This is a genomic window from Streptomyces malaysiense (assembly GCF_000980885.2).
GTDB lineage: Bacteria > Actinomycetota > Actinomycetes > Streptomycetales > Streptomycetaceae > Streptomyces > Streptomyces malaysiense.
The window spans coordinates 51,718-74,741 of sequence record NZ_LBDA02000031.1 but is presented as its reverse complement, the minus strand read 5'-3'; the positions used below and the strand labels follow the sequence as shown (position 1 = coordinate 74,741).

General features: G+C 72.2%; 20 protein-coding genes and 1 pseudogene. 11 read left to right on the top strand and 10 right to left on the bottom strand.

From position 1 onward, the window contains the following. Positions 1–327: 327 nt before the first annotated feature. The gene (locus VT52_RS14230; RefSeq protein ID WP_053055526.1) at positions 328–1,410 is read right to left on the bottom strand and encodes an ISAs1 family transposase; all 1,083 of its coding nucleotides are present in this window, start codon (positions 1,408–1,410) and stop codon (positions 328–330) included. 338 nt (positions 1,411–1,748) lie between these two features. Here VT52_RS14230 and VT52_RS38775 point away from each other — a divergent pair. Next, positions 1,749–2,234, top strand: a pseudogene (locus VT52_RS38775) (hypothetical protein); the annotation flags it as partial. Positions 2,235–2,240: 6 nt separating this feature from the next. Here the strand turns inward: VT52_RS38775 and VT52_RS14225 are convergent. Beyond that, positions 2,241–3,236, bottom strand: a complete 996-nt coding sequence (locus VT52_RS14225) for a PD40 domain-containing protein (protein ID WP_046422115.1) — start codon at positions 3,234–3,236, stop codon at positions 2,241–2,243. A 112-nt stretch (positions 3,237–3,348) separates the two neighbouring features. Here VT52_RS14225 and VT52_RS14220 point away from each other — a divergent pair, with 112 nt between their 5' ends. Together VT52_RS14220 and VT52_RS14215 are read left to right on the top strand one after the other, a co-directional pair. Further along, on the top strand, positions 3,349–4,032 hold the full coding sequence (locus VT52_RS14220) for a GDSL-type esterase/lipase family protein (RefSeq protein ID WP_046422116.1): 684 nt from the start codon (positions 3,349–3,351) through the stop codon (positions 4,030–4,032). Between the two features lie 288 nt (positions 4,033–4,320). Then, complete coding sequence (locus VT52_RS14215; protein ID WP_046422117.1) at positions 4,321–5,313, top strand: aldo/keto reductase; 993 nt, start codon at positions 4,321–4,323, stop codon at positions 5,311–5,313. Positions 5,314–5,526: 213 nt separating this feature from the next. Here VT52_RS14215 and thpR read toward each other — a convergent pair whose 3' ends face one another. Then, positions 5,527–6,099, bottom strand: a complete 573-nt coding sequence (thpR, locus tag VT52_RS14210) for an RNA 2',3'-cyclic phosphodiesterase (protein ID WP_046422118.1) — start codon at positions 6,097–6,099, stop codon at positions 5,527–5,529. 40 nt (positions 6,100–6,139) lie between these two features. Here thpR and VT52_RS14205 point away from each other — a divergent pair, with 40 nt between their 5' ends. Next, entirely contained in the window at positions 6,140–6,655 is a 516-nt protein-coding gene (locus VT52_RS14205; protein ID WP_046422191.1) for a GNAT family N-acetyltransferase, read from the top strand. A gap of 41 nt (positions 6,656–6,696) precedes the next feature. On the opposite strand, the gene VT52_RS14200 is transcribed toward VT52_RS14205, so the two are convergent. Both VT52_RS14200 and VT52_RS14195 read right to left on the bottom strand, forming a co-directional pair. Continuing rightward, positions 6,697–8,040 (bottom strand): MFS transporter, encoded by a 1,344-nt coding sequence (locus VT52_RS14200; protein ID WP_240509753.1) that lies wholly within the window; start codon positions 8,038–8,040, stop codon positions 6,697–6,699. A 24-nt stretch (positions 8,041–8,064) separates the two neighbouring features. After that, positions 8,065–8,502, bottom strand: a complete 438-nt coding sequence (locus VT52_RS14195; protein ID WP_046422120.1) for a MarR family winged helix-turn-helix transcriptional regulator — start codon at positions 8,500–8,502, stop codon at positions 8,065–8,067. Between the two features lie 163 nt (positions 8,503–8,665). Between VT52_RS14195 and VT52_RS14190 the strand changes: the two genes are divergently transcribed. After that, positions 8,666–8,848, top strand: coding sequence for a ribbon-helix-helix protein, CopG family (locus VT52_RS14190; RefSeq protein ID WP_046422192.1), 183 nt, complete (start codon positions 8,666–8,668; stop codon positions 8,846–8,848). 22 nt (positions 8,849–8,870) lie between these two features. Here the strand turns inward: VT52_RS14190 and VT52_RS14185 are convergent, their stop codons facing one another. After that, positions 8,871–10,322 (bottom strand): NCS2 family permease, encoded by a 1,452-nt coding sequence (locus VT52_RS14185; protein ID WP_046422121.1) that lies wholly within the window; start codon positions 10,320–10,322, stop codon positions 8,871–8,873. 173 nt (positions 10,323–10,495) lie between these two features. Between VT52_RS14185 and VT52_RS14180 the strand changes: the two genes are divergently transcribed. Both VT52_RS14180 and VT52_RS14175 read left to right on the top strand, forming a co-directional pair. Continuing rightward, on the top strand, positions 10,496–10,768 hold the full coding sequence (locus tag VT52_RS14180; protein ID WP_046422122.1) for a DUF2530 domain-containing protein: 273 nt from the start codon (positions 10,496–10,498) through the stop codon (positions 10,766–10,768). Positions 10,769–10,889: 121 nt separating this feature from the next. Beyond that, positions 10,890–13,286: an HAD-IC family P-type ATPase gene (locus tag VT52_RS14175; protein ID WP_046422123.1), complete on the top strand. Its 2,397-nt coding sequence runs from the start codon at positions 10,890–10,892 to the stop codon at positions 13,284–13,286. Between the two features lie 44 nt (positions 13,287–13,330). On the opposite strand, the gene VT52_RS14170 is transcribed toward VT52_RS14175, so the two are convergent. The 4 genes from VT52_RS14170 to VT52_RS14155 form a co-directional block, all read right to left on the bottom strand. Continuing rightward, a complete protein-coding gene (locus VT52_RS14170; protein ID WP_046422124.1) occupies positions 13,331–14,248 on the bottom strand; it encodes a hypothetical protein in 918 nt (305 codons plus the stop codon). Positions 14,249–14,365: 117 nt separating this feature from the next. Next, positions 14,366–17,551 carry a sacsin N-terminal ATP-binding-like domain-containing protein gene (locus VT52_RS14165; RefSeq protein ID WP_046422125.1) on the bottom strand — a complete coding sequence of 1,062 codons (3,186 nt, stop codon included), beginning with the start codon at positions 17,549–17,551 and terminating at the stop codon, positions 14,366–14,368. Positions 17,552–17,689: 138 nt separating this feature from the next. After that, entirely contained in the window at positions 17,690–18,157 is a 468-nt protein-coding gene (locus VT52_RS14160; protein ID WP_046422126.1) for a GNAT family N-acetyltransferase, read from the bottom strand. Further along, on the bottom strand, positions 18,154–19,080 hold the full coding sequence (locus tag VT52_RS14155; protein ID WP_046422127.1) for a DUF3027 domain-containing protein: 927 nt from the start codon (positions 19,078–19,080) through the stop codon (positions 18,154–18,156). Before VT52_RS14155 ends, VT52_RS14160 begins: the two co-directional genes overlap by 4 nt. Before the next feature lie 288 nt (positions 19,081–19,368). Here VT52_RS14155 and VT52_RS14150 point away from each other — a divergent pair, with 288 nt between their 5' ends. From VT52_RS14150 to VT52_RS14135, 4 genes are all read left to right on the top strand, one after another. Next, a complete protein-coding gene (locus tag VT52_RS14150; protein WP_079175044.1) occupies positions 19,369–20,760 on the top strand; it encodes an MFS transporter in 1,392 nt (463 codons plus the stop codon). Positions 20,761–20,937: 177 nt separating this feature from the next. Then, on the top strand, positions 20,938–21,435 hold the full coding sequence (locus VT52_RS14145; RefSeq protein WP_046422129.1) for a hypothetical protein: 498 nt from the start codon (positions 20,938–20,940) through the stop codon (positions 21,433–21,435). Further along, entirely contained in the window at positions 21,408–22,175 is a 768-nt protein-coding gene (locus tag VT52_RS14140; RefSeq protein WP_167377702.1) for a futalosine hydrolase, read from the top strand. Before VT52_RS14145 ends, VT52_RS14140 begins: the two co-directional genes overlap by 28 nt. Next, positions 22,172–23,017, top strand: coding sequence for a 1,4-dihydroxy-6-naphtoate synthase (locus VT52_RS14135; protein ID WP_046422131.1), 846 nt, complete (start codon positions 22,172–22,174; stop codon positions 23,015–23,017). Before VT52_RS14140 ends, VT52_RS14135 begins: the two co-directional genes overlap by 4 nt. Positions 23,018–23,024 lie beyond the last annotated feature (7 nt).

Below are 23,024 nucleotides of genomic sequence, written 5' to 3'. Positions count from 1 at the left end.
ACATCACGAGTTCAACCTCAGTAAGGTCAAGACACGTAGAGCTCTTGGGGGAGGCGTTGCCTCCACGCTCAACAGAACCTCATGTTTCGTACGCCGCTGACGCCCGGATAGACTAAAGGGAAAATCCCGAGCCCTGGACAATCACCAGATAAGGGAGCTTGCTGTCCGGCAAACCGGAATGACGCACCGCCATGACTGTGAGGTGCACCACACGACCCCATACCCCTTGCCGGGCGTTGTCACGTTGTTGGCCGCGTAGGCCCCTTGACGGTACGTCGGGGTGTGGTGGGGCCCCAGTGACTTTGCGTGAAGTGATCTTGTCCGGTTTCATCCGGTGAGGCCGAGGAGGGTCAGGGGGCGACGGTAGTCGTGGGCCGTGTGCCGGAGGGCAGCTGCGATGTTCTTCTGGCCGTCTTGCCGGTGGAGGCCGATAGCCAGGTTGCGGAGACTGGCCATCGTGCGGGGCAGTTGAGCGGTACGGATTTTGGAGTCGTCCTCGCGGAAGGTCCGGTCACGGACGTGGTGGAGGAGGTTCTCGATACCCCAGTGGCCTCTGATCCAGGAAGCAAGCTGGGCGCCGGTGGCCGCGCCGGCCGGCAGACTGGTGACCAGGTAGACACGCTCGATGGACAGCTTGCCCGAGCCGAGGTCTCCTCTCCAGCGCACGACTTGGAGGGCCTGGCGGGCGTCGGGGTAGTCCAGGTGGGCGAACGCGGCGGTCTTCAGCCGGCGGATCTCGTCGCGGTGGTGGGCCCGGGTGCGCTCGTAGTGGTCAAGCGTGATCTCGCGCCAGGGCAGGGTTCGGACGCGGTCGAACAGGCCGGGGTGGTTCCTCTTCACAACAGCGGTGTAGTGGGCTCCTCGTGCGCGCAAGTACGTGCCGTGGCCGTGCTGGGTGTGCAGGGCGTCCGCCGTGATCACGGCATGGCTGAGGTCAACACCAGTCAACAGCGGTGCGAAGGAGGGGATCTCGTTGCTCTTGTCGGCGACCTGGCGCTGGGCGAGGAACTCTCCGCTGTGTGCCATCGCGGACAGCAGCGAAATCGCCGGGGTGGTCCGGGTGCGTGAGCCGCGAACGGTCTTGCCGTCCACCGCGATCGGCCGCAGCGCGTCCGGCTCACGGGTGGGGGCTGTCCGCGCGGCCGGGAAGGCGCCGATCGCGGCGTCCAGCGCGTCGCCGTCCAGACGGGCGAGCAGACGGCGCACCGTCGCCGGGTGCGGGACCACCACCTGCCCGGTCAGGGGATCCGGGGTGAAACCGAGGGCGCCCACGGCCCGGCGCGGTGCGTCCGTGATCCACTCTCCGATCGCAGCCAGGGAGCGGGCGCCAGCCAGGACGGCAGCCGCTGCCGCGGCCGGCAGCGCGGACAGCGGACGCCGCCGGCCCCTGCGGTCCCGCGGGTCGGGCACCGCGCCCAGGAAGGGACGCAGGCCGGCTGCGTCAACGGGGGGGTGCGGAAGCAGAAGCGTGGGCCAGGTGCTCCAGCGCGACGGGCATGGGAGATGATGCAGGGGCAGGCACGGTCTCGTTCGGTTCTCATGGGTCTCGACAACCACATGATCACCAGCGCCGTGCCTGTACTGCTTCCCGGCCCCAGAACGGGACATGACACAACGTCACGGGCAGGACGCGTGAACCGGACGAATCCGCTTTATGCAAAGCCCCTGGGTGGGGCCCGGCTGCGGGTCTGTGCTCAGGCCGTGGTGGGCTGGCCGGTGGCGCCGGTGATCTGCTCCCACATGGTGAAATGGACGGTCATCTCGGCTCAGTAGGCGAGCACCACGGCTACCTGTGGACCGGCCCCAAGGCGCGGTTCGACCAGGAGGCGTTACGACGCCCTCCGCACCCCGAACCGCCGCCGCCCGGCAGCCGGTCCGAGTCGATCGCCCGCTACCGCGAGGTGACCACCGAGTTCCCGCTCTCGGATCTCCCCCCGCTGGAGACCGCCTACTGGCTGCTCAAGCCGGGCTCGCTGGTACGCGGCACCTGGCGGACGGCGCAGGAGGCCGCAGCGTGGCTGGGGTGGCGGCTGGAGGAGTACGCGCAGCGGTTCGCCGACGCAGCGCGGAGCGGTCAGGGAGCGCGGGACGCCCTCGTCGCCTCCGTGGTCGAGCGGCTCGGGTCGGGCGGTGACGTGTCGCTCGGCTTCCACCTCGAACGGTCCGCCTTCCCGTCCCTCTCCCCCGTCACCTGCTCCCCGAACCGAGCGAGACCCGAACTCCCCTGTCCGCTGGGCGAGTCACCCCTTGCGCCGGCGCAGCCGTCCCACCCCGAACAGTGCCGCCACCACGGCGACCAGCGCCAGCGCGCCCAGTTCGACGCTCGACCCGCCGGTCACCGAGCTGTCCGACGAGTCGTGCCCGGGGGCTGGGGAGGGCTTCGGGCTGTCCGGGGCGTCCCTGGCGACGACCGCGCTGCCGGCGCCCTCGCTGCTGTAGAGGAGTTTCGTGCCGTCGGCCGAGTAGGTGATGCCCTCGCCCTGGCCCTGGAGGGGGACGTCGAGCATTCGGGTGCGCTTGGGGTGGCCGTCGTTCCAGGAGTAGTAGATGCCGCCGAGGTAGCCGCGGACGGCGAGGTGGTTCCCGTCGGGCGAGAAGGTGGCGTCCGTGGCCCACAGGTCGATCGGGGCGATCGGCTTGAAGATGTTGGCGCCGCTGGTGGAGAGGGTGGCGGGGCCCTCGAAGAGGTGGCCGCCGTCTTCCTTCTTGTCGATGATGTACACCCGGCCGGTCTTTGGATGGACCAGCAGCGACTCCGCGTTGCGGGGGCCGTCGGAGTACTTGACCACGTACTGGGTGGCCGTGACCGTCTGGTCCTTGAGGACCTTCGGCTCCGGGAGGCGGTAGATCCACACGTAGGGCCAGCGGCCGTCGAAGTTGTCGCCGATGTCGCCGACGTAGATCTCGTCGTGCGGCCCGATCGAGATCGCCTCGACGTCGCGCGGGGTGCCGACGCCCCGCAGCGTCACCCGGGCCACCGTCTTCCCGGTCGCGCCGTCCACGGCGTAGATGTACGGGCCGTCGCCGCTGTCGTTGTGCGTCCAGTAGATGCCGGGGTGCAGATGGGAGGCGGCCAGACCGCTGGACTCCGTGATCCTCGGGTCCTCGAACGTGAATCCCTTGTCGCCGGTGCTCACGGTGTGCCCGGGGCCCTTGGTGCCCTCCGCGGCGGAGGCGGGCAGCGCGCAGGCGCCGGCGAGCAGGACGGCGGCGAGGACGGCGAACGGTCGGCGCATCCCCCAAGCCTGCCATTCCCGTCGGCGGTTCACCCCCGCGGCCACCGCGCGGGCACCTCCACGTGGCGGGCCTCACACCCCGCCCGCCGCGGTGATCGTCCATGATGATCGGATGCTCAGGTTCATGCCCGTGGGCGACTCCATGACGATCGGGAGCGCGGGCGAACACACATGGCGTCACCGGCTGTGGCAGCTCCTTCGCGATACGTACGACCCCGCCGTCACGCTCGTCGGCCCGCGCGAGACGCTGTACGACAAACAGACCGACGCCCCGACGTCCCTCGCCTACGCCGACCCCGGCTTCCCCCGCGGCCATCTCGCGGGCTGGGGCGAGGGCTGGCTGCACATGGCCCCGCTGATCGGTGACGCGATACGCACCTGCCGGCCGGACGTCCTGCTCGTCTCCCTCGGCCTCATCGACCTCGGCTTCTACACCGACGCCGAGCAGACCGCCGGGAACGTCCGCGCCTTCGTCGGCGCCGCGCGCGCCGCCGACCCGTGCGTCCGTATGGTGCTGCTCCCGGTGATCCCCAATGTCCGCGCCGAGTCCGACGCCCCCTTCGCCGGCCAGGTCGCCCTCTTCAACGTCCTCCTCGCCAAGGCGGTCGCCGACCTGGACGAGCCCCGGTCGCCGATCCTGCTGGCATCGCCGCCGCGGTCGTACGACATCCACACGGACACGTACGACGGCACCCATCCCAACGCGAGCGGCGAGCACCGGATCGCGGCGGCGTTCGCGGGGGCGATGCGGGAGGCGTGGGGAATCGGGCAGGCGTACGCGGCCGGAACGGTCTGACTGGTCCACGGCGTCGTCTCAAAGGGCACGGCACGACTACGGCCCCGAGAAGACGGCGTACGCCACCGCCGGGGTCGTCGCCTTTCTCGTCGCCGGTCCTCACCGGGGCAAGTGCCACCTCTGATCCGAGCCCGACGACGGTGCGTACCCCGGCGAACCGGCGGTCCCCTCGGAACGGACGTCGGCCTGACCACACCCCTCGGCCTCACCCTCGGGACCGACGCGTTCCCCCGCGACCGGCCCGCCCGCCCTTGCCTCGAGCCCACTCCAAGCCGTTGGCTTGCGACCATGAGGTACACGCAGCTCGGACGCACGGGACTCAAGGTAAGCCGGCTCGTTCTCGGGACGATGAACTTCGGGCCGCAGACGGACGAAGCCGGCAGTCACGCGATCATGGACGCGGCGCTGGACGCGGGCATCAACTTCTTCGACACCGCCAATGTGTACGGGTGGGGGGAGAACAAGGGCCGGACCGAGAGCATCATCGGGAACTGGTTCGCCAAGGGCGGTGACCGCCGGGACAAGGTCGTCATCGCCACCAAGGTCTACGCCGACATGACCGCCGAGGGCGACGCCTGGCCGAACCACGACAAGCTCTCCGCACTGAACATCCGGCGCGCGGTGGACGCCAGCCTCAAGCGGCTCCGGACCGATCACATCGACCTCTACCAGTTCCACCACATCGACCGGAACACCCCCTTCGAGGAGATCTGGCAGGCGATCGACACCCTCGTCCAGCAGGGCAAGATCCTCTACGCCGGCTCCTCCAACTTCCCCGCCTACAAGATCGCCCAGGCCAACGAGACCGCCGCCCGGCGCGGCGGCACCGTCGGCCTCGTGAGCGAGCAGTGCCTGTACAACCTCGCCGAGCGCCGCGCCGAGATGGAGGTCGTCCCGGCCGCGCGGGAGTACGGCCTCGGGGTCATCCCCTGGTCCCCGCTGCACGGCGGGCTGCTCGGCGGCGTGATCAAGAAGGAGGTGCAGGGCGGACGCCGTGCCTCCGGGCGCGCCGCGGACACCCTCGCCGACCCGGCCGCCCGCGCGCGCATCCAGGCGTACGAGGACCTGCTCGACAAGCACGGTCTGGAGCCGGGCGAGACCGCCCTGGCCTGGCTGCTCACCCGTCCCGGTGTCACGGGGCCGATCGTCGGCCCGCGTACGGCGGAGCAGCTCCGGTCGGCACTGCGGGCCGTGGAGCTGGAGCTGAGCGAGGAGCTGCTGGCCGCCCTGGAAGAGATCTTCCCGGGACCGGGCCCGTCGCCGGAAGCCTTCGCCTGGTAGGCACCTTGAGGGCCCAGGCGTCCCTAGGGGCGCGGGGAACCGCACGAACGACCCGTGACGGCTCGCGGCCGCCGTCGAACCCGTGCCCCCGCCCCTCGGGCGCCCGCCGGCCGGCCGCTACCTCACGGCTGCGGCCACGGCGACAACCACCAGCAGAAGAACGAGCGCACCGGCCATGATCCGGTTCCGGGTTTTCGGGTCCACGTATCGAGCCTAACCGGACGCCCCGCACACCCATCGCCCGACCGCCTCGTACCGCGGCTGCTCCCCCCGCACCCCCGACCGCGGCAGGTTGCTCCTTACCAGCGCCAGATCGGTCACCCGCCAGCTCCGGCCCGCGAACCCCCGCAGCAGCTCCATGTACGGTCCCACGTCGATTGCCTCCCGGCCCCGCGCCAGCGTGAGGTGGGCCCGGTAGCGGCGGTGCTCCTCCATCCGCAGCCCCGCCTTGCGGCCCGCCGCCTCCGCCCGGCCCGCCAGCAGGCGCAGCGCGTCCACGTCGCCCGCCGCGCCGGTCCACAGCGCGCGGCCGTGGCCGAAGTGGCCGCCGCCGTTCAGGGCCAGCTCGAAGGGGGCGGTGTGCCGTGCCGCGCGGGCCAGGCGGGCCGCCAGACCGGGTACGACGTCCTCGGCGACCTCGCCGTAGAAGGCGAGGGTGAGGTGCCAGCCTGGGCGGCCCGTCCAGCGCAGCCCGTCGGCGCCCGGCAGCCGCCTCAACCGATCGACCTCCAGGGCGAGTTCGGCGGCGACGTCCTCCGGCGGCAGCACAGCGGCGAAGAGTCTCATGCCTTCACGATCCCAGAGACACCTGGGCATGATGGCCGCCATGACGATCACGATCCGCACGGGCGGCCCCGACGAAGTTCCCCTGATCCTCGCCATGCTGGACAGCTCCGTGGAGTGGCTGGTGGCCCAGGGCCGCCCCGGGCAGTGGGGCACCGAGCCCTGGTCGGCGAGTCCCAAGGCGGTGGAGGTGGTGCGGCGGTACGCGAGCACCGGCACCGTGTACTTCGCCGAGATGGACGGCACACCGGCGGCCACCCTCACGCTCTCCGACGCCCCCGGCCCCTATCTGGAGCCCGCCGACGAGCCCGAGCGGTACATCCACCTGCTGGCCTCGGACCGCCGGTTCAAGGGGCACGGCGCCGGTGCCGCGCTGCTCGCGCACGCGGCCGAGGTGACCCGGCGGGCCGGGGTCTCGCTGCTGCGGGTGGACTGCTACGCGGGCGACGACGGCAAGCTGGTCGCCTTCTACGAGCAAAACGGCTTCGTCCGCACCGAGGCGTTCACCCACGGTGCGGACGAGTGGCCGGGACAGGTGCTGGCCCAGAGGGTGCGGTAGTCGCACCGACACCCTCCGGACCGCCGCGAGGACGGGGCCGGTCACGCCGCCGTGGCCAGCTCCTCCCGCTGCCGGGGCACGAACCGCAGCCGCGGCGCGCCCCGCTCCCAGCCCACCGACAGGCGCAGACCGCCGACGCGGGCGAGGACCAGGCCGATGACGCCGGCCGCGACCGCGGAGACGACGCCGCCGAGGGCGAAGCCGACACGGGCCCCGTAGGTGTCGGTGACCCAGCCGATGACCGGGGCGCCGAGCGGGGTGCCGCCCATGAAGACCATCATGAACAGGGACATCACCCGGCCGCGCATGGCCGGGTCGGTGGCCGTCTGCACGGTGGTGTTCGCGGTCACGTTGACCGTGAGGCCGCAGATCCCGATCGGCACCATCAGCACCGCGAACAGCGAGTACGAGGGCGCCAGCGAGGCCACGACCTCCAGCGCGCCGAAGGTGAGCGCGGCCAGGATCAGCAGCCGCATCCGGGCCGAACCGCGCCGGGCGGCCAGCAGTGCGCCGCCGAGGGAGCCCGCGGCCATCAGGGTGTTGAGGAGGCTGTAGCCGCCGGCGCCGACATGGAAGACGTCGTCGGCGAAGGCGGAGAGCCACACCGGGAAGTTGAAGCCGAAGGTCCCGATGAAGCCGACGAGGACGACGGACCAGATCAGTTCCGGACGCCCGGCGACGTACTGGAGTCCCTCCCGCAGCTGGCCCTTGCCGCGCGGGGTCCGCTTGACCGGGTACAGCTCGCGGGCGCGCATCAGGAGCAGGCCGGCGATCGGCGCGGCGAAGGAGAGGCCGTTGGCGAGGAACGCCCAGCCGGTGCCCACCCCGGTGATCATGAGGCCGGCGACGGCGGGGCCGACGAGGCGCGCGGACTGGAAGTTCGCGGAGTTCAGGCTGACCGCGTTGTGCAGCTGGCCGGGGCCGACCATCTCGGAGACGAAGGACTGCCGGGCGGGGTTGTCGACCACCGTGGCGAGTCCGACGAAGAACGCGGCGAGATAGACGTGCCAGACCTGGACCTGGCCGGTGAGGGTCAGCGCGGCGAGCGCGAGACCGCTGAGGGCCATCGCGGACTGGGTGACCAGCAGCGCGGGGCGCTTGGGCAGCCGGTCGACGAGGACACCGCCGTAGAGACCGAACAGGAGCATCGGCAGGAACTGGAGGGCCGTCGTGATGCCGACGGCCGCGGAGGATCCGGTGAGGCTCAGGACGAGCCAGTCCTGGGCGATGCGCTGCATCCAGGTGCCCGTGTTGGAGACGACCTGGCCGATGAAGAAGAGTCGGTAGTTCCTGACCTTCAGCGAGCTGAACATCGAGGACTTGCGGACGGGGGTGGTAGAAGCGGTCGGTGCGGGGGCGGAAGGTGTTCCGGATCCCGTACTCAAAAGGGTTCGCCTCCTCAGGCTGCTTTACAGGTGTGCGAGTTTTTCCAGCACGGGGGCGGCGGCGCGCAGCTTCGCCCACTCGTCCTCGTCCAGGCTGTCCACGAGACCCGCCAGGAAGGCGTTGCGCTTGCGGCGGCTCTCCTCGAGCATCGCCTCGGCCTGCTCGGTCTGGGTGACGACCTTCTGGCGCCGGTCCTCCGGGTGGGGCTCCAGGCGGACCAGCCCCTTGGCTTCGAGCAGCGCGACGATGCGGGTCATCGAGGGCGGCTGGACATGCTCCTTGCGGGCCAGCTCGCCCGGCGTGGCCGAGCCGCAGCGGGACAGGGTGCCGAGCACCGACATCTCGGTGGGGCTCAGCGACTCGTCCACCCGCTGGTGCTTGAGCCGACGGGACAGCCGCATCACGGCGGAGCGAAGGGAGTTCACGGCGGCAGCGTCGTCGCCATGGTTGAGGTCCGGCATGTCCTTAGCGTAACTCATTACTCTAACTAAAGACCACCGGGGGCGCGCCGGTGAGCCCGTGATGCCCGCCACTGGGGCACTCCAAAGCTTCCATCACCCGAATGAGTGAGTCGGGGCCGGAAAGTGACGCATCCGCGGGGCGGCAGTGGCGACCCTCGTACCCATGGGGACCACTGTGCTCAGCCTGCGGATAGACGGGGAGCTGCTCGAACGGCTCCGGCAGCACGCGGCGAAAAGGGGAATGAGCGTGCAGGACTATGTGGTCCGCACGCTCATTCGTGACGACTTCGACCAGCGGTTCCGGACCGCGGTCGAGGAGACGGAGCGGTTCTACGGCGTCACGTGAGACGCCGCGGAGCCGAGGAGGATCAGGTCAGCCCCAGAGCCGGCATCAGGTAGTAGAAGGCGAAGACCGCCGAGACGACGTACATCGCCACCGGGACGTCGCGGTACCGGCCCGCGGCCAGGCGCAGCACGGTGAAGGTGATGAAGCCCATGCCGATGCCGTTGGTGATCGAGTAGGTGAACGGCATCATCAGCATGGTCACGAAGGCCGGGATCGCGATCGTGTAGTCGGCCCAGTCGATCTCCTTGACGGAGTGCGAAAGGATCAGGAAGCCGACCGCGATCAGCGCCGGGGTGGCCGCCTGGGACGGCACCATCGTGGCGATCGGGGTGAGGAAGAGCGAGACGGCGAACAGGCCACCCGTGACGATGTTCGCGAAGCCCGTGCGTGCGCCCTCGCCGACGCCGGCCGTGGACTCCACGAAGGCGGTGGTGGCCGAGGCGGAGCCGGCGCCGCCGGCCGCGACCGAGAGGCCGTCCACGAACAGCACCCGGTTGATGCCCGGCATGTAGCCCTCGGCGTCGGTCAGCTTGGCCTCGTCGCTGATGCCCATGATCGTGCCCATCGCGTCGAAGAAGCACGACAGCAGGACCGTGAAGACGAAGAGGATGCCGGTCAGCACGCCGACCCTGGAGAAGCCGCCGAACAGGCTGACCTGGCCGACCAGGCCGAAGTCCGGGGTGGAGACCGGGTTGCCCGGCCACTTCGGGACGGTCAGACCCCAGGAGGGGATCTTGGCGGCGGCGTTGATGATCATCGCGAGGACGGTCATGCCCACGATGGAGATCAGGATGGCGCCCGGCACCTTGCGCACGATCAGGGCGAAGGTGAGCAGCGCGCCCAGGATGAAGATCAGCACCGGCCAGCCGGTGAGGTGACCGCCGGTGCCCAGCTGGAGCGGGACGGTGGTCTGGGCGACGTCCGGGATGCGGCTGACGAAGCCGGAGTCCACCAGGCCGATCAGCATGATGAACAGGCCGATGCCGATCGCGATCGCCTTGCGCAGACCGAACGGCACCGCGTTCATCACGCGCTCCCGCAGACCCGTGGCGACCAGCAGCATGACCACGAAACCGGCCAGCACGACCATGCCCATGGCGTCCGGCCAGGTCATCCGCGGTGCCAGCTGGAGGGCGACGACCGAGTTCACCCCGAGACCGGCGGCCATGGCGATCGGCACATTGCCGATGACACCCATCAGCAGGGTGCTGAAGGCGGCCGTCAGCGCGGTCGCCGTCACCAGCTGGCCGTTGTCCAGGTGGTGCCCGTACATGTCCTTCGCGCTGCCCAGGATGATCGGGTTCAGCACGATGATGTACGCCATCGCGAAGAAGGTGGCGAGACCGCCCCGGACCTCACGCGCGACGGTGCTGCCGCGCTCGGAGATCCTGAAGTAGCGGTCGAGAGGGCCGCCGGCGAAAGCGCCGCCCGGCTTCTCGGGGGTGGGGACCTTGGCAGGCGCCGAGGTGGACATGCGGGACCTCATCACCAAAGGGGTTCCCCCGAGCCCTCTTGGAGTTTTCTACGATTAGAAGCGGTCAAAGACAAACGGTTTCAGTATGAACGTATGACTACTAGATCGCTATCTCCGCGCGTAGACCTTGTGAGGAACCGGTCGTGTTCTGATCGCCTCGTAAGCTGTCCGGCATGGCCAAGTGGATCCCCCAGCACGAGGCGCCCGAGCCCCTTGAGGGGCCCGTGGTCGCCACCATCACCGGCGGCACGATCGTCTGGTTCGTCCTGTTCCTGGTACAGCTCCCCTTCTACGGCTGGTTCCACGACCACGGCCATCTGTGGTGGGTGTGGACCTGCCTGGCCGGGGGCGGGCTCGGGCTGATCGGCATCTGGTACGTGCGGGGCCGGGACGCGGCACTCAAGCGGGCGGCGCGCGAGCGCACGGAATCCACCCCCGTGGAGTAGCCCCGGGCACCTCGTGGAACGTCCCCGGTCATCCCGTGCGGCGGCCCGGGTCCGGACGGCCCCGTGCCACCGGCGCGAGGCCGGGTGGGCGGCCACGCAAAGGCCACGTACCGTCGGATACATGAGCCATATAGACGCCGGCGCCGAACTCGACCCGGTGCACCCGGTGGCCCTGCCCACGATCCGGGCGACGGGGCTGACCGGCGCGGAGGTCGCGGAGCGACGGGCGCGTGGCCAGGTCAACGACGTACCCCTGCGCAGCAGCCGCTCGCTCGGGGAGATCGTCCGGGCGAACGTGTTCACCCGGTTCAACGCGATCATCGGCGTGCTCTGGGTGATCACCCTGTTCGTCGCGCCGATCCAGGACAGCCTGTTCGGGTTCGTGATCCTCGCCAACACCGGCATCGGCATCGTCCAGGAGTGGCGGGCCAAGCAGACCCTGGACTCGCTCGCGGTGATCGGGGAGGCCCGGCCGACCGTGCGCCGGGACGGCGAGGCCGTGGAGATCGGCACCGACGAGATCGTCCTGGACGACCTGATCGAGATCGGGCCCGGCGACAAGGTCGTGGTGGACGGGGTGTGCGCGGAGGCCGACGGGCTGGAGATCGACGAGTCGCTGCTCACCGGTGAGGCCGACCCGGTGGTCAAGCGGCCCGGCGATCCGGTGATGTCCGGCAGCTTCGTGGTCGCGGGCGGCGGCGCCTTCGCCGCGACCAAGGTGGGCCGGGAGGCCTATGCCGTCCGGCTCGCCGAGGAGGCGTCGCGCTTCACGCTCGTCCACTCCGAGCTGCGCACCGGTATCTCCACGATCCTCAAGTACGTCACCTGGATGATGGTCCCGGCCGCGACCGGTCTGGTCGTCACCCAGCTCGTGGTCAAGAACGACGACCTCAAGGCCGCCGTCGCCCGCACCGTCGGCGGCATCGTGCCGATGGTCCCGGAGGGCCTGGTGCTGCTCACCTCCGTGGCCTTCGCGATCGGTGTCATCCGGCTCGGCCGCAAGCAGTGCCTGGTGCAGGAGCTGCCGGCGATCGAGGGCCTCGCGCGCGTGGACACCGTCTGCCTGGACAAGACCGGCACGCTCACCGAGGGCGGTATGGACGTCACCGAGCTGCGCACCCTGAACGGCGCGGAGGAGCCGTACGTGCGCAAGGTGCTCGGCGCGCTCGGCGAGTCCGACCCCCGGCCCAACGCCTCGCTCCAGGCGATCATCGACGCCTACCCCGACGACGACGAGTGGCGCTGCGTCGAGTCGCTCCCCTTCTCCTCGGCCCGCAAGTACAGCGGGGCCGCGTTCAGCGAGGGCGACGGGGAGACCAGCACCTGGCTGCTGGGCGCCCCGGACGTGCTGCTCGGCGCGGACGACCCGGCGCTCGCGGAGACCGAGCGGCTCAACGAGCAGGGGCTGCGGGTGCTGCTGCTGGCGCGGGCCCACCGGGACCTGGACGACGCCGCGCCGGCGAAGGGCGCCCACCCCACCGCCCTGGTCGTCCTCGAACAGCGGCTGCGCCCGGACGCGGCCGACACCCTGCGCTACTTCGCCGAGCAGCGGGTGGCGGCCAAGGTCATCTCCGGGGACAACGCGGTCTCGGTCGGCGCGGTCGCGGCCAAGCTGGGCCTCGACGGGACGGCGACGGACGCGCGGCGGCTGCCGCGGGACAAGGCCGGCATGGCCAGGGTGCTGGACGCGGGCACCGTCTTCGGGCGGGTCACCCCGCAGCAGAAACGGGACATGGTGGGCGCGCTCCAGTCGCGCGGGCACACGGTGGCGATGACCGGCGACGGCGTGAACGACGTGCTCGCCCTCAAGGACGCCGACATCGGCGTGGCCATGGGCTCGGGCTCGGAGGCGACCCGGGCGGTGGCGCAGATCGTGCTGCTGGACAACAGTTTCGCGAGCCTGCCGTCGGTGGTCGGCGAGGGCCGCCGGGTGATCGGCAACATCACGCGGGTGGCGACGCTGTTCCTGGTGAAGACGGTCTACTCGGTGCTGCTCGCGGTGCTGGTGGTCTGCTGGCAGGTGGAGTACCCGTTCCTGCCCCGCCACCTGACCCTGCTGTCCACGCTCACCATCGGCGTCCCGGCCTTCTTCCTGGCACTGGCGCCCAACAACGAGCGGGCGAGACCGCACTTCGTGCGCCAGGTGATGCGGTACTCGATCCCGGGCGGCCTGGTGGCCGGGGTGGCGACCTTCGTGACGTACCTGATCGCCCGGCACTACTACACGGGGCCGGGCCAGCTGGCGGCGGAGACCAGCGCGGCCACGCTGACCCTGTTCCTGATCTCCATGTGGGTGCTGTCGATCATCGCCCGCCCCTACACCTGGTGGCGGGTGACGCTGGTGGCCTCGATGGCCGTGGCGTTCCTGCTGGTGCTCGTCGTGCCCGCGCTCCAGGACTTCTTCGCGGTACGGCTGGTGGGGCTCGCCATGCCGTGGACGGCGGTGGCGGTCTCGGTGGTGGCGGCGGCCGCCCTGGAGTTCCTGTGGAAGTGGGTCGACCACCGCTTCCCCGGCTAGGACCCCTCCGGAGGAAGGGCCCTGGCCGGGCCTGCGTCACCTGCCTACCTCACGTCGACGTAGTCACCCGTGGCGATGGTCGCCGGGGTGGTCGTGGTGCCCGCGAAGGCGTAGCGGAAGTAGCCGTCGACCGTGGCGGTGGTCGTGGTCTTCAGGTTGCCCGTGGAGTTCGTCCTGACGGTCTTCAGCGTGGTGTAGGTGCTGGAGCCCTTCTTGCGGAACTGGAGCTTGACCGGCTGGTTGGCGTAGCCGTGGTACTTGCCGTCCTCCCAGTCGGCGCGGGCCAGCTTGCCGGAGACCGTGACGGTCCTGCCCTTCTTCACCGGCTCCGGGGCGGCGTCGGCGTTCAGGGTCGCCCAGCGCTGGAGGCGGTAGGAGTTGGTCGGGTCCTTGACGGCCACGCCCACCTTGGTCATGTCGGCCGGCTTGGTGGGGTTCTGGCCGTTGAACGCGACGGCGTAGGCGGCGGCCTTCCAGCTGCCGGCGTCCTCGCTGAGCAGCTGGGTCGGGTCGATGGTCACGGTGGACTTGCAGGAGGCCACCGTGGTGGAGGTGTCCGTGCAGGCCGAGACCGCGCTGTCGAAGTAGTAGATCGAGTCGTCGAAGGAGGCGCCGCGGTACAGCTCGACGGCCGCGACGAAGTCCTTGGCGTGGATGCCGACCTCGGCGCCGTGCGTCAGCGTGAAGGAGACGGGCACCTTGACGAGCTTGGTGGTGCCGGCGGCGATGTTCCTGCCGTTGTTCACCTTCACCGCGGAGAAGGTGGCGTTCAGCTTGTAGGGCGTGCCCGAGGCGGCGACGGCGAAGGTCGCGCGGCCCGGGTGCCGGGCGGCGTGGGCGGCCTTGCTCGCGGAGTTCCCCGCGGGCACCCGCTCCTGCCCGGCGGCGTGTGCCGCGGGCAGGGCGAGGGCGGAGAGGGCCAGGGCGCCGGAGACGGCGGCCACGGTGGCACGAATACGCATGTGCGGTTCCCCTGCGTACGAAGTAGATGGGGAGTCGGACGACTCCGGAAGATCAGACGAGGCACGCAGGGGAACGGTTGTACGGAACTTGTGTGTTTCGTGAGAGACGTCTGGAGATCAGTCGAACCAGCGGTCCCGCGCCAGTTCCTCCGTCCGGGACGGGTCCTCCAGCAGGGCGGCGACCTCGAAGCGGCGCGGCCACTGCCGTGCCGCCCAGGCGAGCCCGGCGGCCACGCCCTCCAGGGTGGCCGCGTGCAGCACCCCGTCGTCGGTGAGCCGCCAGTCGATCTCCACGCCGTCCACGACCAGTTCGTCGTGCTCGACGTACGTCCCGGGGGTGCGCGGGCCGAGGAGCACCCGCACCGGGTCCGGTACGTCGTGCTCGACGCCCTCGGAGTGCACCGCGCCGGTCACGGACTCGCTGAGCCGCCGCACCTGGAACAGCTCGGCCAACTCGGCGGCACGGGAGGGCCGTACGGGCAGCAGAGGCACACCGGAGGTGAAGGGCAGCAGATCCGGGGAGTCGACGACCACGGCCTCGGCGGCGTCCACCACCGTCGCTCGCCCGTCGGCCACGGCCCGCAACTCGTCCGGCAGGGTGACCTGTTCCGGGTCTACATCGGCCAACATGCCGTAAAGGCCGTGCAGTTGGGCACCGGTGACCGGGCGGTCCGGATCGGCGAGCCGGTCCAGGAGTTCGGCGGCGCCGCCGGGCTCGTCCAGCAGCGCGCCCACCGAGGTCCGGACGCCGAGGGCGCGCAGCACCTGCTCGTCCTCGAACCCGGTGGCGTCGGCCTCGTCGTACAGGCCGCGCAGCAGCGGGTCGCCGCCCGCGGCGAGCAGGCCCGCGGGGCGCCGGCCGTCCAGCACCGGGTGACCGCGCAGCCACCAGGCGGTGTACGGCCGTACGACCTCGTGGGTGCCGTCGGGCAGCAGGACGCGCACCGGCTGGGTGAGGGCGTCGCGCAGCGGCGGGCGGGCGAGCAGGGAGAGCGCCTCGGGCCAGTGGTCGTCGTCCACGAGGTCGAGGTCACGGACGGCGACGAGTTCGGTGGCGACCGGGGGTACGGGGCTGTCCGGGAACCGGTCGAGGACGTCCTCGCACCACACGTCCACGGCGTCCAGCAGTCCGGCGTCGTCGGGTTCGGCGAAGTCGCCCTCGCGGGGCTCCAGTTCGTCCGGGTCGAGGACGACGTCGGTGGCGCGCACCAGGGCGAAGGTGGCGAGCACCCCGCAGGCGGTCAGCGGCTGTTCGCCCCACTTGTCCGCCAGTTCCTGCTCGACGGAGGCGAGTTCGCCCTCGCGGATCACCCGGGCGAAGGGGCTGCCGGGGAACACCAGCTCGCCGGCGGGGGCGAGTTCGCCGTCCTCGTCCGGCAGCGCCAGGGCGCCCAGCCAGGGCTCGTCGCCGGGCTCCAGGCCCGCGTCCCGCACCAGACCGAGGACGGTGTCGGCGAGTTCCTCCGCGTCGGGGGCGTCCTCCTCCCAGCCGAGGGCGCCCCCGTCGTCCAGGGAGGCGGCGACGGCGGCCCGCACCTGGGGGGTGGTGAGCACCGCGCGCGGGGTGGCGGGCAGCGCGCCCAGCTTCTCCAGCAGCGGATGGGCGGCGTCCTCGTGGGCGACCTTCAGGCCGAGCCGGGCGAGCACGTCCGCGTCGATACGGGCCCCGTCGGGCGTGGGCAGCAGCACCTGGCGCGGGCCGATGGTGGTCCTGCCGTCCGCGAGCGGCACCGGCAGCCCCGAGAGCCGCTCGACGTCCACCCCGGCGAGGCTGTCGTAGAGCCGCCACCACCAGTCGGGTTCCTTCTCCAGGCCCGCGAGCCGGTCGACGGCGTCGGCGAGCGGGAGGCGGGCGACGCCGAGGGTGCGCAGCTCGGCGCGGCGCTCCAGACCGGCGGGCAGCAGGGTGGGCAGCACCTCGGCGAGCACCCGCACGGTCTCGGCGCCCGCGCCCTCCACGATCTCCGCGTCCCGGGGCCGCAGGGCCTGCGGCAGCTCGTCCTCGCCGCCCTCGCCGGGCAGCGCGGGCGGCAGGAACGCGGTGCGCGGCAGCCGCTCCAGCAGGGCCTGGCGCAGCGCGCCGTCCAGCTCGCCCTTGCCCAGCGGCCCGGGTACCAGGTCGACGGCGGCCTCGGTCACCGGGCGCCATCCGGCGAGCAGTTCGGTGTACGCGTCGGCCGCGCGCTGCACCAGGAAGTCGGTGAGCGGGCCGGGCGCGGTGTGCCGACGGGTGGTGTCGAGGGGGAAGGAGGCGATGAGGAGGGCGGGGACGCCGAGGGGTTCGTCGCTGGGGGTGGGGGCGTGCACGACGGGGGCCGTGCGGGGCCGCACCGGGCGGCCCAGCTCGTCGGTCGGCACGGCCCAGGTCACCGACCAGTGGGGCCGCAGCCGCTCCTCCACCGGCCGGTCGGCGAGCAGTTCCCGGGCGAGCGGGCCGTGCGCGGAGGCGGTGCGCCAGCGGGTCGTGCCCTCCCGCGAGTCCACCACGACGGTGACGGCGCCCTCGGCGTGCCGGCGCAGGGTGCGGGGCGCGTCGTCGCCGGTCTCGATGACGACCTCCTCGAGTCCCGGGAGGGTGAGGAGGAGCGCGTCGTCCACGGCGTCGAGCAGACGCTCGGCGAGGTCGGCGGCGGCCGCGTCGCGCAGCGGCAGGATGACGGCGGTGTCGTACGGATCGGGGGCGGTGCCCTCGGCGGCGAAGGGCAGCCGGAGCAGCGGCACATGGCCCGCGCGGCGCCGGACCTCGTCGCCGAGTCCGGGGCTGTGCCGGGCGGCGTCGGCGGCCAGCTCGCGCGACTCGGCGAGGGACCAGCGGACGCCGCCGTGGCGGCCGACGAGGGCGGGCTCGTCGGTGACCGAGAGGACGGCGGCGAAGCCGACGCCGAAACGGCCCACGGCGCCGTGGGCGGAGTCGGCGTCGCGCTTGGCGGAGGCGCGCAGCGTGGACAGCGACTCGACGCCGGTCGCGTCCAGGGGGGCGCCGGTGTTGGCCGCGATCAGCACGCCGTCGCGGAGGGTGAGGCGCAGGCGGCCCGGCACATGGGCGCGCGCGGCGGCGTCGGCGGCGTTCTGCGCCAGCTCGATCACCAGCCGGTCCCGGTAGCCGCCCAGCACGAGGTCCTCCTCGGCGTTGGCGTCCTCACGGAAGCGCGCGGGGCTGGTGGCCCAGGCGTCGATGACACCGCGACGCAGCCGGGCCGTCCCGAAGGGATCGGCGCCCTCGGCCGCCGGCCGCACGTACTTGCTGCTCACGTTCACACTCCTCGTCGACGTGAGGAAGAAGGTACAGCGCGGCGCCGACATCCCGGTTTCCCGCCCGCCCACGCGCTCGGCCACCGTGGCCGAGGCGGGCGCCGGGGGCGAGGGGGCCCGGGGCACCGGGCGGTGCGCGTCACTCCGGCCCGGCCGCTCCCGCGAGAACCCCTCGGCGAACGTCCGGCATCAGGGCAGCAGCCGTCGGTACACCTGCCGGGAACCGCCCTCCGGCCCAGGGCCGGCCGGTTCGGCCGGGGTGAAGGCGAGGCTCTCGTAGAAGACGCGGGCGCCGCTGGTCACCGCGCCGGGGTGGTCCGGGCCGAAGGTGACCACCTCGACGGTGGCCGGGGGCCGGACGAACCGGTGGATCGCGTCGGCCAGCAGCGCGCGGCCCACGCCCGTGCCCCGGGCCCGTTCCGTGACGACCAGCCAGTGCACCGTGTGCACAGGGGGGTTGCCGCCGAAGAGGAGGGCGCCCAGGAGATCCCCGGACGCGGCCTCCGCCACCAGCGCCGTGCCGCGACCGACACCGCGCCGCACGGCCTCGGTGAAACCGGGGTCGTCCACCATCGGGCCGAACCAGTGCTCCACCTCGGCCGCCAGGGAGAGGAAACCGGGAAGGTCCGGGTCCCGAGCGGGGCGGACGAGGGTCACGAGTGGCCCAGTTCCGCGGTCTCCTCGTCCGTCGTCTCCGGGACCGAGCCGGAATCGCGGGCGGGGTGCAGCGGGAAGGGCTCCACCCGGGTCTCGTCGATGACCGGCGCGGCCGGCTGCGGGGGCTTGGGCATGACCGCCGCCTCGGAGTGGCCGCCACAGCCGTAGGCGAGGGAGACCACCCGGCCGTCCGCCGGGGCGAACTGGTTGGCGCACACACCGAACGCCTGGCCCAGGGAGCCGCCGATGGGCGCGAGAAAGCCACAGGTCAGACACGTGGCCGGAGCCGCCTGGGCCATCGGCGTCCGCGGTCCGAACGCCTCCTCCCAGCGGTCGGCCGCGCTGTGCAGGCCGTAACGGGACAGCACACGCGCCCTGCGCATGCCCAGTTCCTCGGCCACGGAGGCGATGGAGCCCCGGGCGGGCACCGTCTGCTGGACGGCCGGGGCACCCGGGCTGACGTCCGCGTCCTCGGCCTCCGCCAGCTCCGTCAGCTCCTCGGACACCGCCGAGTCGGCCGGCGGCCGGTCCTCACCGGTGTAGCCCGGCTCCAGCCGCAGGTCGTCCTGGTCGGTCGGGAGCAGATCACCGGGGCCGAGGTCGCCGGGGCGCAGCCGCTCGCTCCACGGCACCCACTCCGGCGCGAGCAGCGCGTCGGGGCCGGGGAGCAGCACCACCTCGTCCAGCGTGACGACCTTGGCGCGGGAGGCGCGGGCCACGGTCACGGCCCAGCGCCAGCCCCGGTAGCCCAGTTCCTTGCACTCGAAGAAGTGCGTGACAACACGGTCGCCCTCGGACAGGAGGCCGGAGTGCTCGCCGACCACACCGGGCGCGGCCGCCTCCTCCGCGGCGGCACGGGCGAGGTCGACCGCCTCGGCGCACAGGCGGTCGGGGGTGCGGCTTCGCGTTGTCGCTGCGCTCACAGGTATCGCTTCTCTCCTACGCCGTCTCGTCAAGGCGGCTGCCTTAGGCGGGTTGGCCGACGGAGCGGACCTCAGGACCGCATCGACGTCTGCATCATCCGCGCGCTCGGGCGCACCTCTGCCATCCATTCTGCGTTATGGCTGAGATACGCACGCTACACCGAACAGGATTCATTGCCGCTCGGCGGCATTCTCCCCCACTCCGACCGCCCCTCCCGCCCGGCCGGCGGGCGCGGTTCGCCGCCATACGTGCCGTATCCGCACTATCCGGCGGCATCTCGGGGCACTATGAACCTCGTGGCAACCGCGGACAGGCGTGGGGTTCGGGGGGGCGGTGCGCGCCGGGTGGGCGGTGCCGCCCGGTCCGTCGGGCGTGCCCTGCACTCCCCCGTCACCGGCGCCGCGCGCGGCATCCGCCGGGCGACGCACGCGCACGGCGCGGGCGAGTCGGGCCTCGGCAAGCTGATCGAACTGCACGCGGTGAACGGCGCCGGGGACGTCATGATCACCGTGGCCCTCGCCTCCACCGTCTTCTTCTCCGTGCCGACCGACGAGGCGCGCGGGCGGGTCGCGCTGTACCTGGCGATCACCATGGCGCCGTTCACCGTCCTCGCCCCGGTCGTCGGCCCGCTGCTCGACCGGATCCCGCACGGGCGCCGGGCCGCGATGGCGGCGGCCATGCTGGCGCGGGCGCTGCTCGCACTGCTGATCTCGGGCGCGGTGGCGACCGGGAGTATGGAACTGTATCCAGCGGCGCTGGGCGTGCTGGTGGCGTCCAAGGCGTACGGGGTGGTGCGCAGCGCCGTCGTACCGCGGCTGCTGCCACCCCTGTTCTCGCTGGTGAAGGCCAACTCCCGGGTGACCCTGGCCGGGCTGCTGGCCACCGGGGTGGCCGCGCCGATCGCGGCGGGACTGCACCGGCTCGGCGACCCCTGGCCGCTCTACGGCGCCTTCGTGATCTTCGTGGCCGGCACGGTGCTGTCCTTCTCGCTGCCGCCCAAGGTGGACTCGGCCCGCGGCGAGGCCGTGGCGCTGCTCGCCGCCGAGGAGAGGCGGCTGCCGCGGACCAAGGTGAAGCGACCCGGGCTGCGCGAGGTCGGGCCCGCCGTGACCCACGCCCTCGGCGCCAACGCGGCCCTGCGGTGCCTGTCCGGCTTCCTGATCTTCTTCCTCGCCTTCCTGCTGCGCGAGCATCCGCTCAGCGGCCAGAGCGCGGTGGTCTCGCTGGGCCTGGTGGGCGTCGCGGCCGGCACCGGCAACGCGCTGGGCACGGCGGTGGGCGCGTGGCTCAGATCACGGGCGCCGGAGATCATCATCGTGACCGTCGTCGCGGCGGCGCTGGGCATGGCGATCGTGGCCGCGGCGTTCTTCGGGGCCGTCCTGGTGACCTGCCTGGCGGCGGTCGCCGGGTTCGCGCAGGCGCTGGCCAAGCTGGCACTGGACGCGCTGATCCAGCGGGACGTGCCGGAGCTGGTGCGCAGCTCGGCCTTCGCCCGCTCCGAGACGCTGCTCCAGATGGCGTGGGTGTTCGGCGGCGCGGTCGGCATCGTGATGCCGCTCAACGGCACGGTGGGACTGCTGGCCGGTGCCGCGTTCGTGGCCGTGGGCTGGCTGAGCACCCTGCGCGGACTGATCGCCTCCGCCCGGTACGGCGGGCGGCCCCGAGCCCGGGTGGCATGAGCGGACGCTCCGCCGTACCGGGCCGATGCCGCACGTGACGGGACGACGTCGTAAAGGGGCAGGTGACATGACGAACCGGACATGCTTCGGTTGTCGCGGACACGACTGGCGTAACGAACCGGGCACGCCGCACCCCGCGTGGGCGGACGACTCCGGGCGACCGATAATCTTTCGGCCATGACCACGCTGCCCCGCGGCGAAGCCGCTGAAGTACACCGCGTTGTGCGGCGCCGCCGCGCCGTCGCCGCTGCCGGCGCCGTTGCCGCCGGACTGCTCGTCCTGTCCGCCTGTGACAAGCCGACGCCCACCGCGACGATCACCGTCGGCCGGGACTCGGTGCACTCCGAGGCGGTCTGCTACAACGACGGCAACGCGCTCGACGCCAAGGCCCTCGCCGCCTGCGCCAAGAAGACCGGCGACGCGAAGGCGATCTCGGTCGGCGAGGACTCGACCATCCGGATCGGTGTCGACCCGAAGATCGCGGACGCCGGCTGGGCCGTGCTGGTCAACGGCCGCCCCTTCACCAGCCTGAGCAAGGAGACGTACCGCACCCTGCCGGGCAACGCGTTCTTCAACGAGCAGTACGGCACCGGCGGCGACTCCAACACGCTGGTGATCCAGATGGGCTCCAACCCGACCAAGGGTGTGTGGTCCTTCAAGCTGAAGAAGGCCTGATCAAGACGTCCGCACGAGTCCTCGTCGCCACCGCGGTCCCGGCCGAACGGGACGCGGTGGCGGAGGCGTTCCCCGAGCCGGGGGAAGAGGTACGGCTGCCGGGTGCGGTGCTGATCCGTACGGCCGCCGGGGCCGGCCGCCCTCGCACCGGTGCCGTGATCGATCTGCTCGCCGCCGGGGTCGGGCCCGCGCGGGCCGCCGCGTCCACCGGCGCCGCGCTCACCGCGGCCGCGCTCGCCGGCGCCCCCTACGACCTGGTCGTCTCGGCCGGGATCGGCGGCGGGTTCGCGCCCGGGGCCGCGCTCGGCTCACTCGTCGTCGCCGACGCGATCACCGTCGCCGACCTGGGCGCCGAGACCGCCGACGGCTTCCTCCCGGTCACCGAGCTGGGATTCGGGACCGTCACCCATCGCCCGCCGGAATCACTCGTACGGGCCGTGGCCGAGGCCACCGGCGCCCGCACCGGCACGGTCCTGACCGTGTCCACCATGACCGGCACCGCCGACCGCGCCGCCACGCTGCGCGCCCGGCACCCCCGCGCGCTCGCCGAGGGCATGGAGGGCTTCGGTGTCGCCGAGGCCGCCGCCGCCCAGGGCGCCCCGGTGCTGGAGATCCGCGCGATCTCCAACCCGGTCGGCCCGCGCGACCGCGCCGCCTGGCGCATCGGCGACGCCCTCGCCGCCCTCACCGCGGCGTTCGGGAAGTTCGCGCCCGCACTGGAGAGTTGGAAACCGGTATGACCAGTGAGCCCTTGCAGATCGCGTACTCGCCCTGCCCCAACGACACCTTCGTCTTCGACGCCCTCGCCCACGGCCGCGTCCCCGGCGCCCGTGCGCTGGACGTGACCTTCGCCGACATCGACATCACCAACGGCATGGCCGAGCGCGGCGAGTTCGACGTGCTGAAGGTGTCGTACGCCGTCCTGCCGTACATCCTCGACGAGTACGCGCTGCTGCCCTGCGGCGGCGCGCTCGGCAGGGGCTGCGGGCCGCTGGTGCTCACGCGGGAGGCCGGTGCCGACCTGACGGGCCGTACGGTCGCGGTGCCCAGCGAGAAGTCGACGGCGTACCTGCTGTTCCGGCTGTGGGCCGCGGACGCCGTCCCCGGGGTCGGCGAGATCGTGGTCATGCCGTTCCACGAGATCATGCCGGCCGTGCGGGACGGCAAGGTGGACGCGGGTCTGGTGATCCACGAGGCCCGCTTCACCTACCAGAACTACGGGCTGCACAAGCTCGCCGACATGGGCGAGCACTGGGAGCGGACGACCGGGCTGCCGATCCCGCTGGGCGCGATCGTGGCCAAGCGGTCGCTGGGCGCCGGGACGCTGAAGGGGCTCGCCGACTCCGTGCGCGCCTCCGTACGGGCCGCCTGGGACGCGCCCGAGGTCTCCCGGCCGTATGTCATGGCGCACGCCCAGGAGATGGACCCGGCGGTGGCCGACCGGCACATCGGGCTGTACGTCAACGAGTTCACCGCCGACCTCGGCGAGGACGGCTACGCGGCGGTCCGCGGGCTGCTCACCCGGGCCGCGGCCGAGGGGCTGGTGCCACCCCTCGGCCCGGACGCGCTCGCCTTTCCCTGACCGGAGC

What these genes read in the sequence shown, in the direction of transcription:
- VT52_RS14225 (WP_046422115.1), bottom strand. Translation starts at nt 3,236, where the DNA reads ATGCGCCGACCGTTCGCCGTCCTCGCCGCCGTCCTGCTCGCCGGCGCC.
- VT52_RS14220 (WP_046422116.1), top strand. Translation starts at nt 3,349, where the DNA reads ATGCTCAGGTTCATGCCCGTGGGCGACTCCATGACGATCGGGAGCGCG.
- VT52_RS14215 (WP_046422117.1), top strand. Translation starts at nt 4,321, where the DNA reads ATGAGGTACACGCAGCTCGGACGCACGGGACTCAAGGTAAGCCGGCTC.
- thpR (WP_046422118.1), bottom strand. Translation starts at nt 6,099, where the DNA reads ATGAGACTCTTCGCCGCTGTGCTGCCGCCGGAGGACGTCGCCGCCGAA.
- VT52_RS14205 (WP_046422191.1), top strand. Translation starts at nt 6,140, where the DNA reads ATGACGATCACGATCCGCACGGGCGGCCCCGACGAAGTTCCCCTGATC.
- VT52_RS14195 (WP_046422120.1), bottom strand. Translation starts at nt 8,502, where the DNA reads ATGCCGGACCTCAACCATGGCGACGACGCTGCCGCCGTGAACTCCCTT.
- VT52_RS14190 (WP_046422192.1), top strand. Translation starts at nt 8,666, where the DNA reads ATGGGGACCACTGTGCTCAGCCTGCGGATAGACGGGGAGCTGCTCGAA.
- VT52_RS14185 (WP_046422121.1), bottom strand. Translation starts at nt 10,322, where the DNA reads ATGTCCACCTCGGCGCCTGCCAAGGTCCCCACCCCCGAGAAGCCGGGC.
- VT52_RS14180 (WP_046422122.1), top strand. Translation starts at nt 10,496, where the DNA reads ATGGCCAAGTGGATCCCCCAGCACGAGGCGCCCGAGCCCCTTGAGGGG.
- VT52_RS14175 (WP_046422123.1), top strand. Translation starts at nt 10,890, where the DNA reads ATGAGCCATATAGACGCCGGCGCCGAACTCGACCCGGTGCACCCGGTG.
- VT52_RS14170 (WP_046422124.1), bottom strand. Translation starts at nt 14,248, where the DNA reads ATGCGTATTCGTGCCACCGTGGCCGCCGTCTCCGGCGCCCTGGCCCTC.
- VT52_RS14165 (WP_046422125.1), bottom strand. Translation starts at nt 17,551, where the DNA reads ATGTCGGCGCCGCGCTGTACCTTCTTCCTCACGTCGACGAGGAGTGTG.
- VT52_RS14150 (WP_079175044.1), top strand. Translation starts at nt 19,369, where the DNA reads ATGAACCTCGTGGCAACCGCGGACAGGCGTGGGGTTCGGGGGGGCGGT.
- VT52_RS14145 (WP_046422129.1), top strand. Translation starts at nt 20,938, where the DNA reads ATGACCACGCTGCCCCGCGGCGAAGCCGCTGAAGTACACCGCGTTGTG.
- VT52_RS14135 (WP_046422131.1), top strand. Translation starts at nt 22,172, where the DNA reads ATGACCAGTGAGCCCTTGCAGATCGCGTACTCGCCCTGCCCCAACGAC.